Here is an 8,789-nt window from a genome sequence, read left to right as displayed (position 1 = left end):
CTGCGGCTGAAGGACTATGTTGAGGCGTTGCTTGCGGCGAGCGCTGGCTAACATCATCATTCACCCGACCCGCGCCCTAATGATCTGTGTCAGCTAAAGCTCTTGCGGGCGGGTGATGATGGGCGTTCGAAGGATCGGATTAGTTTGAATGCATACCTTGGCCTTCAATCCTGCTTGTAGCTGATCTGGTCTTCCGATCTGGGTTGTATATTGCCTCGAACAAATAGTTATCGAACCCGCAAACCACTCTTAATCTTGATTGGCATTCGACAAGGAGGACTGCAACGCAACGGTTTTCCGGTTATCCAGACCGATGCCGCAGCGTGGTTCTCGGAAACGGGGGAACACTCAGCACGTGGATCTAGGCCTCCCAATCAAGAGATGGCTGTACTATGCTTCTTCTTGTCATCCCCATGGTAATGATATGAATTTCCATAATGAAAAGACATTTTACGAAAAATGGGATTTATGCGCACTTTTACGCAGAAAAAGAATCGCTACACTGAAAGGCTAAGCTTTCATAGTATTCTTATTTATGTTTCACGGTTTGGATGTAAGGGCTCAGACAGCGATAGAAAAGATACTTTGTAAATACGATGGCAACTACGTAGTATTTGCTCAACGCCCATTAAAACGTTTACCTTTTATTCCACAACCGAGACCGTCTGATGGCTTTTCGGATAGAAATAATGTGCAGCTTACCCATGAGCATATTTTCTTCTGTAAGAATGGCAGAATAGAACGTAATGTTGGGTTTGGCCCTGACGGAAGGTATTCAGAAAAAACCATCAGCGAGAGATACAGGTTAGTTAATGACCGGAGATATAATTTAGCCATTATTAATAGCATTCTTGGTCCAGATGCCTGCTACACATCTGATGTAGGAACTTATGGATTGCGTTCTAATAATTGCCAAGACTTTGCAGCTAGAGTAAGAACTGAATACAATCTCAGAGTATCTGCGTTGGCGCCTTATACTCAAACAAATTCTCCCGTGATACAATCCTGTCAAGCAACTGTTGATAGCGTGCTAAGTGTAATCCGATTAAAAGGAGCAAAGCTTACAAAGTTTCGTGTTCTAAAGAATGTAGGCATTAACTATTATGGGAACCCAACCGCCAGATCCGACGAAATAGATTTTAACCTCAGAGACGACGATCGCGGACCTCAGCTTATCGCGGGAACACTCATGGAAACGGAACAGATGCAGCATTGGGCAAATAAGATTGCGAGCAACTGCAGCAATACAGGAATTGTAACTTTTGGAGTCTATGGTTCTGATTATATCCGTTCCTACTTTGTTCAGGGTGACGAGTCAATAAGACAAGCTCAATGTATAAAGCCTGAACAAGCTACTGAGCAGAAAAAACAGTGGGGAACAGATATCTGCCTGTAGCGATGACATGAGTATTTTATACTAAGGTCTTACTGATCAAGAACTTGCTTATTTTCATAGCGTCTAGCTTTAAGCATATCATTCTTCGAACATGCCCCTCGAGTGGACAGGTCATCACCAGCTCTCTGCCGCGCCACCCCAGGCTCCTTGCTTGCCACTCAGGGGCAGCGTTCGAAGGATGTGTCGTCCTTGATGGGAACCAGCAAGGCAGCGTTGCGTGGCCGTAGCCAGGAGGCTACAGTTGGTGGATGGTTGAAGTCCGCCAGACGGAGCGGTTCGTCCGATGGCTTGCGGGTCTCCGTGATCTGAGAGCCCGGGCGAAGGTTCTGGCCAGGATCGAGCGCCTCATCGGTGGCAATCCTGGTGACGTCAAGCCCGTCGGGGCCGGCGTGTCGGAGTTGCGGATCAACTACGGCCCTGGATACAGGGTCTACTACCTGCAGAGGGGAGCCGCGTTGATCATCCTTTTGGCTGGCGGAGACAAGAGCTCACAAGCCAAGGACATTGATGAGGCCCTTCTGTTGGCAGCCAACATGACAGAGGAAATCTGATGAAAACCACGACGACCCCCTACGACGTTGCCGAGCATCTACGCACACCGGAGGAGATGGCCGCCTACCTGGAAGCCTGCATCGAGGAGGCGGATGGAGATGCTGCCTTCATCGCCAAGGCTTTGGGCGACATTGCGCGGGCCCAGGGAATGACCCAGGTGGCCAGAGAATCAGGACTGTCCAGGGAAAGCTTCTACAAGGCCTTGTCTGGAGAGCGGAGCCCGAGCTTTGACACCATCCTCAAGGTCGTCACGGCCCTTGGCCTGAAGTTGGGCGCCAGTGTGAGAAGTGAAGCGGAGATGTCTTGAGCTCTGCTCGCGAGCCGCAGGTCCGCAAACGCTGCCTGTGGAGATGCGACACCTTCGAACAAGCCCCTGGAGTGGACAGGCCGCCGCCGAGTCTGGTTCGCAAGCGATAGCTTCTTGCCTGCCACTCAGGGGCAGCGTTAGCTGCACAGGAAGGCCGAGGTCGGTATCATTGATGTGATGGTGGCGCTTTCGGATGCCGACAATCCTCAGAAGCGGTCCATATAGGGTCTACTTCTACAGTCACGAACCAAACGAGCCTCCCCATGTTCATGTCGACAGAGATAAGGCGTCTTGCAAAGTCTGGCTTGTTCCTGTGGCACTGTCCTCAAGCCTTGGTTTCAGCGCCAGAGAGCTGCGTGAAATTGAACGGCTGGTCAGCTTGAACAGAGCTATCCTACTGAAAGTATGGGAGGAGTTTCATGGCTAACCCTGGTGAGCAGGTCACTGACGTTGCGTTGACAGAAGACAGGCTGATCGTCGACCTAGCTGACGGTCGTTCTATCTCGGTACCGCTGGCTTGGTTCCCAAGGCTTCTACATGCAACCTCCCAGGAGCGTGACAACTGGGAGATTGCAGGGGCTGGCTACGGGATCCACTGGCCAGATGTCGATGAGGATTTAAGTGTGGAAGGCCTGCTTCGAGGTGCGCCAGCGCCCCAGGCAAAGGCTCTGGTCAGCTAACACCGCCATGCACCTGAGCCGCCGCCGTAACGTTCTATTCTTCGCCGAGAAAACCTTGCGGCCAAGTGATGGCGAGCGTTAGTAGCATGGCTAGACCGTTCGGCAATTGTTTCTCCGCATGAGCCAAGACACACCTCTACCGAACATATCTTTCTTTATCAGCTCTACCTACATAGATATGGTACAGCATAGGAATGCTGTTATTGGGAAGATTCAAAGCAAGGCAGGGATTATAAACGCTCAAGAATTCTTTGGGGCACGTGACTCGCAGCCACTAGATACATGTCTAAGTGAGGTAGAGCGATCACAAGTCTTTCTCTTATTTCTAAGCCCCCGCAATGGCTCCATTGATCAAGAGAGCGGAAAGTCTTTCGTAGAGCGAGAATATGAAAAGGCTTGTGAGCTTGGCATTCTCAAGCTTGCTTATATAATGGATGAAGAATATGAATATCCAATCAAGTATGTTTCGAGGGGCGAGGAAGCTCAATCCCTGGCAGCGTTCAAGCAGCGTGTAATGACTGAGCTGACAGTTAGCAGATTTACGACTCCCGAAGATCTTGCAAGCAAGGTCTATGAGGATTTGAAGCGCGAGCTGCCTGCGCGTGGGTTCGCCATCGGAGCTGAAGATGAAAGAAATGATACCAGTAGTGTAGTTGATACGCTAAGACGCTTCTGCCTTTTGCCAAAAATTCACAATGGCAGTAGAGTCCACCTAAAAAGCACCCTCGGAGAGACAAAGCGTGCATCCGAGTCCCAATGCAATGCACTCTCACTGAAGCGAGGTCAGGCTATAGCGTGTGACATCTATGCCGATGACAATGCAATATCTGAATTGCTGTTGGATTCTAGGATTCTACTCTTTGCAGAGGGCAGAGCCGCCGAAAGCTTGCTTGAAGTTCAGCATCACAAGAGTGTCATCGTAGAGGCGCAGACTGTCTACGGTGTTGTTAGAATTAGAACCCCATATTATGGCTTTGAGTACGAGACGGGTGCCTTCGATTCGGCGTTGTCTAAGCTTGCCGGAAGGCGGAGAGTGATTACTGGCTATGAGGAAGTCAAAGAAGAGTTACTCGGCCTTTATCTCAAGGCAATCAGTATGCCTTAGGAGCGCCGACCCATTGCCAGCTACTAACATCAAGATGCAGAAGACGGGCGCGGAGGCTTGCGCCTATGCCAGAGTTGCTTCCCGCTTCTGATCTTGAGCGTTATCCGTATCCAGCACACTGTTGAGAGGTGGCCGCCCCTGGTACCGGGTGGCAGTACCATGGTGGAATGAAGCGGAAGCACCAGCGAACCCTTGAGCTGATCTTCTCCCGACCTGTAAGCGGCAGCCTGCCGTGGAGGGACATCGAAGCCCTGTTTCAGGAGCTGGGTGGGGAGGTAAGCGAGAGGGCTGGCAGCCGTGTCGCGGTTGTTCTGTTTGGCGAGGTCAGGGTCTTCCACAGACCCCACCCATCTCCTGATACAGACAAGGGTGCTGTTGCTTCAATCCGCAAATGGTTCGAAGAGCACGGAGTGACACCATGAATTTGATGACAGTCGACGGCTACCACGCAAGGATTGAGTACAACGAAGAAACAGATCAGTTTCGGGGGGAGATTCTTGGACTCTCCGGGGGTGCGGATTTCTATGGGTCAAGCCCTGATGAGCTTCGTCATGAGTTCAAGAAATCGCTGGAAATCTTTCTTGAGGTCTGTAAGGAGCAAGGAATGGAGCCGCGTAGACAGTATTCCGGCAAGTTCAATCTTCGAATTCCTCCTGAACTACATGAGAAGTTGGCGATGACCGCGGAGGAACAGGGGAAGAGTCTCAACGCACTTGCTCAGGAAGCGCTTCAGAAAAGTGTCACGGCACAGAGGAACGGATAACACGCCCCTCGAGTGGACAGGCCACCATCGATTCCCAGCCTGCGTTGCCAAGTCCTTGCCTGCCACTCAGGGGCAGCGTTAGGTGGGAGAGGGCGAATCCTGCAGTGCACCGGCTTCTGGCACCCAGCCCTTGACTTTGGCGATGCTTATGAGTATCATCGCTTAAGACGGTGAAGTGTTAGCAGAGCATGGGAATTCGCGCAATGCGCCTCAATGCAAAGATGAGCCAAGCCGAATTAGCACAGAGAGCTGGTATTAGTCTTTTGACTTTAAAGAAATGGGAGCGAGGGCTCGAATGCGCAAGTTGCACGGCTCTTGAAAAGATAAGCACACTTCTTGAGGTTAATTACAAGGAGCTAGAGGAAGGTCAACGCCTTGTTGAAAATGCTGCTACTCCTGGAGAGGGCTATACAACTGCCGTTTCCGATAGAGGAATTAAAATAAGCCGCCAAGAGCAGCCTCCCGAAGGCAAACGATATGTTGTGGACTTTTATTGCGGTGCGGGTGGTCTTTCCTATGGATTTGAAATGACGGATCAGTTTGTTACGGTGTGCGGAATTGATCTACTTAAAGATCGTGTTCAGACGTTCACTGCAAATCATAAGTATGCGAATGGCTTGGTTGGAGATATTCGTGATTTTGATGTTACGGAGCTAACAGGAGGCTTTCGTGAAGTTGATGTAGTTTTGGGAGGACCACCTTGTCAAGGATTTTCCTCTATCCGTCCTTTTCGAAACTTGACCGAAGGCGATCCAAGAAACTCGCTAGCCGAACATTTCGTTTTGCTCATATCTAAAATTAAGCCAAGGTGGTTTATTTTTGAGAACGTTGTAGGGATTCTCACTCATGAGCGAGGCAATAAGCTAACAGCTTTAATAAATGGCTTTCGCGAAGCAGGCTATCTATGCGAGTGGAGAGTTCTGAATAGTGCACTCTTCGGAATACCACAGAATCGCGAGCGTGTAGTTATAATTGGCAACCGTGGTTGCATACCTATCTCATGGCCAATTCCAACTCATTTATATGAATTCAAAAGTATGGCCGGTGCTAGGCCCGAAGTTATTCGGCCACTACCACCATTGTTTTCACAAAGCCTACCAAGGTCCGTGTCTCTGATAGAGGCCATAAGTGATTTGCCGAATGTGGCATCAGGCGAGGAAAAGGAAGATTACACTTGTGCCCCTAAGAATGTCTATCAACTACTAATGAGAGAAGGTGATCCGGATCTATGCTTGCATAGATCTACCAAGCATTCTGCAAAAATGCTTAATATCATACGTCATGCAGGCTCAAACATTTACGCCCTTCCCGCTGGCATGGTCAAGTCTGGTTTTAGTTCATGCTATAGCCGTCTCGATGCTGATAAGCCAAGTACGACAATTACGGTAAACTTTGTACATCCCGCCTCAAACAGATGCATACACCCTTTTCAAGATAGAGCACTTACGCCTAGAGAAGGAGCTCGGATTCAGAGCTTTCCGGACAAATTCTTTTTTGCAGGGACGACAGCTCAGATTGTTAAGCAGATTGGCAATGCAGTACCACCGCTACTGGGGAAGACAATAGCTAATTCAGTAATTGAAAGTGAGTTGTTGTTAGGCGCTCAAGCGGCTTGAAAAGCCCCTAGGTAATCTGAGTATAGTTTACCCTTGGGGGATATTGGCAAAAAATCAGGAGCTATAAAGACTGGCTGCAATGCTGAGATTCCAGCAGCATTTATTACGGCTGTCTTTCCGCTATCGCCCTCAGTATTGCTGAAATTGAAATGCCTTTCGTCGAGCACACCAACGCGTACCTCCCATATACGAGGTATACTTCCTCGCTTATCCTTCCCTCTTTCATATCTACCATCTGAATGGGTCAAGACATACCGAATCGTTAGGTGAGGACCTGGCTTGATTAAGTGCCCCTTGGGCTTATTGGCTTCTAGGGCAACTTTGATTTCAACATCCGATGCATCGCCATCATTTGCTAGCAAATCGGGATAGGTATGAGGAAGATTAGATCTAAACTTTCCTCCAGAAGATTTTACGATGCCTCCTCGATACAGATTCCCAATGATTGCCGATAGGTTAGCGAGCTCAACAAGCTCTGACAGCCGCTCACCGCCAGCATCCAAGAGGCGTTCATCGATAGAAGAAAGAATATCATCGACATATGAAACAGCTCCAGTTATCATTCCGACCGTGAGGCCTAATTCACTAAGCGCCGAAGAGAGCCGAGTCTTGGTTTTGTATGTAAACTCAGGCATATTGACAGCTATTCAAAGTCGACTAGGAGTGCTGACGGGGGGACCTCCAGCGCCTCGGCTACTGCAAGAAGGTTAATGAACCCAATATTTCGTTCTCCGCGTTCAACGCCTCCTATGTAAGTGCGATGTAAACAGCATTTGTCGGCCAGCTCTTCTTGAGAAATTTCCCTAGTGAGTCTGATGGCTCTAATTCGAGATCCCAACAGGACTAATGCCTCGCGCTCCATCGGCTTAGCATCGCGGAATGATGACCATATGTCGACAGACTATGAGTAGCATTAGAATCGGCTGTGATGCCAGCCAGCATTCTCCACCTAACATCCAGATGCAGAAGACGGGAGCGACAGGTATTGGCTATGCCTAAAACATTGCCCGCTTCTGATCTGGGGCGTTCTGCGGCACAGAGACGTTGCGTTGCTTGGCCCCAGGGACTGGCCGGAGCATTGGCGGCCTGAGTAGACTCCTGAACACCCCAGTGCAACTGTAACCGGAGGAACATTTAATGCAAACGATCAAGTACGTTCATTGGCAGGAGGATGATGCCTGGCTTGGCTACCTAGAGGAATATCCTGATTACTGGACGCAAGGCGATACCCTGGCTGATTTAGTTAAGCATTTGAAGGATCTCTACCTTGACCTCTCAGGTGGACATATTCCGGGTGCTCGTAAGGTCGGTGAATTAGTCATGCCATGAAGCGGGCTGATCTGATCAGGTCGATCGAGCAGGGTGGATGCGTTCTGGTACGCCATGGAGGTAAACACGATTGGTATCGAAATCCCGCGACAGGTGTCTCGCAGCCGGTGCCCAGGCATCGTGAGATCAAGGAACCGCTCGCACGCCGCATTCTCCGTCTTCTGCTGGATTCCTCGATAGATCCTTCCAGCGGCGATAACTGACTGTCCGCAGAACAATGCCATACACCAGACCCGCCACCATGATGATCTGGTCTCACCTTTACCTCTTTCCGGGCTGGTGATGTCAAGCGTTGGAAAGATGCGAACAGCCATTGCAGGCGCGGCTATGATCAGACAGTGGTTTCATATCCCATTTGTCACCAACCGTCTTCAGGGATGGCGAATTTAGATTCTTCTTCTTCTCACGTGAGGAGAGCCGCCCTCACGTCCATGTGAGTCATCCTGATGGTGAGGCGAAGTTCTGGCTCAGCCCAACCGTTGAACTCCCTCGCAAAATTGGGCTAAGCTCACAGAGGATCAAAGAAGCAGAGCGCCTGGTCGAGACACGTCATCAGGAGATCATCGATGCCTGGAACATCCACTTTGGCGGCTGAGGTTACGAACGTATCTGGACATTGTGTCTGGGTGCTTATCGACGATGAAGAGCTGGCACTTCCCTATTCAGAGTTTCCTTGGTTTAAAGCGGCAACTATTCAGCAGGTCCTAAACGTGCTGCGTCCGACCTCGGAGCATCTTTATTGGCCTGATCTAGATGTTGACTTGTCTGTCGAGTCGATACGCCATCCGGAAAGGTTCCCGCTGAGGGCCAAGAGCACTTTCCAACCCTGCCATACACCTGACCCACCTCCATCATTTTAGAGAGCCCACCGAGACTCGGACCCCGCAGCTCTTTGCGGGCAGGTGATGGCAAGCGTTGGACCGACCAGTAGCTGGGCCCTCGTACCAGTCCGCTGCTAAGCCGCTACACTGGCTTGAGGAGGTGGCTTCAATGTCTAGACAATTTGATGTAGTAGTCGAAAAGGATTCAGAAGGGTTCTTC

Annotated in this window: 15 protein-coding genes; 13 read left to right on the top strand and 2 right to left on the bottom strand. The window is 50.1% G+C overall.

What is annotated here, in order from left to right; translation table 11 throughout:
* Positions 1-535: 535 nt before the first annotated feature.
* The 9 genes from KBZ12_RS17995 (at position 536) to dcm (ending at position 6,419) form a co-directional block, all read left to right on the top strand.
* Entirely contained in the window at positions 536-1,396 is an 861-nt protein-coding gene (locus KBZ12_RS17995; protein WP_254959440.1) for a hypothetical protein, read from the top strand.
* 248 nt (positions 1,397-1,644) lie between these two features.
* On the top strand, positions 1,645-1,947 hold the full coding sequence (locus KBZ12_RS17990; protein WP_254959439.1) for a type II toxin-antitoxin system RelE/ParE family toxin: 303 nt from the start codon (positions 1,645-1,647) through the stop codon (positions 1,945-1,947).
* Positions 1,947-2,255 carry an addiction module antidote protein gene (locus KBZ12_RS17985; RefSeq protein ID WP_254959438.1) on the top strand — a complete coding sequence of 103 codons (309 nt, stop codon included), beginning with the start codon at positions 1,947-1,949 and terminating at the stop codon, positions 2,253-2,255. The genes KBZ12_RS17990 and KBZ12_RS17985 overlap by 1 nt, the downstream gene beginning before the upstream one ends.
* 193 nt (positions 2,256-2,448) lie before the next feature.
* Complete coding sequence (locus tag KBZ12_RS17980; protein WP_254959437.1) at positions 2,449-2,682, top strand: DUF4160 domain-containing protein; 234 nt, start codon at positions 2,449-2,451, stop codon at positions 2,680-2,682.
* A complete protein-coding gene (locus KBZ12_RS17975) occupies positions 2,675-2,935 on the top strand; it encodes a DUF2442 domain-containing protein (protein WP_094511221.1) in 261 nt (86 codons plus the stop codon). The genes KBZ12_RS17980 and KBZ12_RS17975 overlap by 8 nt, the downstream gene beginning before the upstream one ends.
* A 118-nt stretch (positions 2,936-3,053) precedes the next feature.
* On the top strand, positions 3,054-4,040 hold the full coding sequence (locus KBZ12_RS17970) for a DUF4062 domain-containing protein (protein ID WP_254959436.1): 987 nt from the start codon (positions 3,054-3,056) through the stop codon (positions 4,038-4,040).
* 167 nt (positions 4,041-4,207) lie between these two features.
* Positions 4,208-4,462 carry a type II toxin-antitoxin system HicA family toxin gene (locus KBZ12_RS18785; RefSeq protein WP_007101339.1) on the top strand — a complete coding sequence of 85 codons (255 nt, stop codon included), beginning with the start codon at positions 4,208-4,210 and terminating at the stop codon, positions 4,460-4,462.
* 5 nt (positions 4,463-4,467) lie between these two features.
* Positions 4,468-4,803, top strand: a complete 336-nt coding sequence (locus KBZ12_RS17965) for a type II toxin-antitoxin system HicB family antitoxin (RefSeq protein WP_254959435.1) — start codon at positions 4,468-4,470, stop codon at positions 4,801-4,803.
* A 188-nt stretch (positions 4,804-4,991) separates the two neighbouring features.
* Positions 4,992-6,419 (top strand): DNA (cytosine-5-)-methyltransferase, encoded by a 1,428-nt coding sequence (gene dcm / locus KBZ12_RS17960; RefSeq protein ID WP_254992786.1) that lies wholly within the window; start codon positions 4,992-4,994, stop codon positions 6,417-6,419.
* Here dcm and KBZ12_RS17955 read toward each other — a convergent pair.
* Together KBZ12_RS17955 and KBZ12_RS17950 are read right to left on the bottom strand one after the other, a co-directional pair.
* Positions 6,407-7,054, bottom strand: coding sequence for a hypothetical protein (locus KBZ12_RS17955; RefSeq protein ID WP_254959434.1), 648 nt, complete (start codon positions 7,052-7,054; stop codon positions 6,407-6,409). The genes dcm and KBZ12_RS17955 overlap by 13 nt on opposite strands.
* Positions 7,055-7,062: 8 nt before the next feature.
* Positions 7,063-7,281 carry a helix-turn-helix domain-containing protein gene (locus tag KBZ12_RS17950; protein WP_254959433.1) on the bottom strand — a complete coding sequence of 73 codons (219 nt, stop codon included), beginning with the start codon at positions 7,279-7,281 and terminating at the stop codon, positions 7,063-7,065.
* A gap of 275 nt (positions 7,282-7,556) precedes the next feature.
* On the opposite strand from KBZ12_RS17950, the gene KBZ12_RS17945 reads away from it, so the two are divergent.
* From KBZ12_RS17945 to KBZ12_RS17930, 4 genes are all read left to right on the top strand, one after another.
* Positions 7,557-7,748 (top strand): type II toxin-antitoxin system HicB family antitoxin, encoded by a 192-nt coding sequence (locus KBZ12_RS17945; protein WP_254959432.1) that lies wholly within the window; start codon positions 7,557-7,559, stop codon positions 7,746-7,748.
* Positions 7,745-7,951: a type II toxin-antitoxin system HicA family toxin gene (locus KBZ12_RS17940; RefSeq protein ID WP_254959431.1), complete on the top strand. Its 207-nt coding sequence runs from the start codon at positions 7,745-7,747 to the stop codon at positions 7,949-7,951. Before KBZ12_RS17945 ends, KBZ12_RS17940 begins: the two co-directional genes overlap by 4 nt.
* Before the next feature lie 230 nt (positions 7,952-8,181).
* The gene (locus KBZ12_RS17935) at positions 8,182-8,343 is read left to right on the top strand and encodes a DUF4160 domain-containing protein (protein WP_396101530.1); all 162 of its coding nucleotides are present in this window, start codon (positions 8,182-8,184) and stop codon (positions 8,341-8,343) included.
* Positions 8,315-8,608: a DUF2442 domain-containing protein gene (locus KBZ12_RS17930; protein WP_254959429.1), complete on the top strand. Its 294-nt coding sequence runs from the start codon at positions 8,315-8,317 to the stop codon at positions 8,606-8,608. Before KBZ12_RS17935 ends, KBZ12_RS17930 begins: the two co-directional genes overlap by 29 nt.
* The last annotated feature ends 181 nt before the right edge of the window (positions 8,609-8,789 follow it).

It is taken from the genome of Cyanobium sp. Cruz CV13-4-11 (assembly GCF_024346055.1).
Classification (GTDB): Bacteria; Cyanobacteriota; Cyanobacteriia; order PCC-6307; family Cyanobiaceae; genus Cyanobium.
This window is presented reverse-complemented; position numbering and strand designations above follow the sequence as displayed.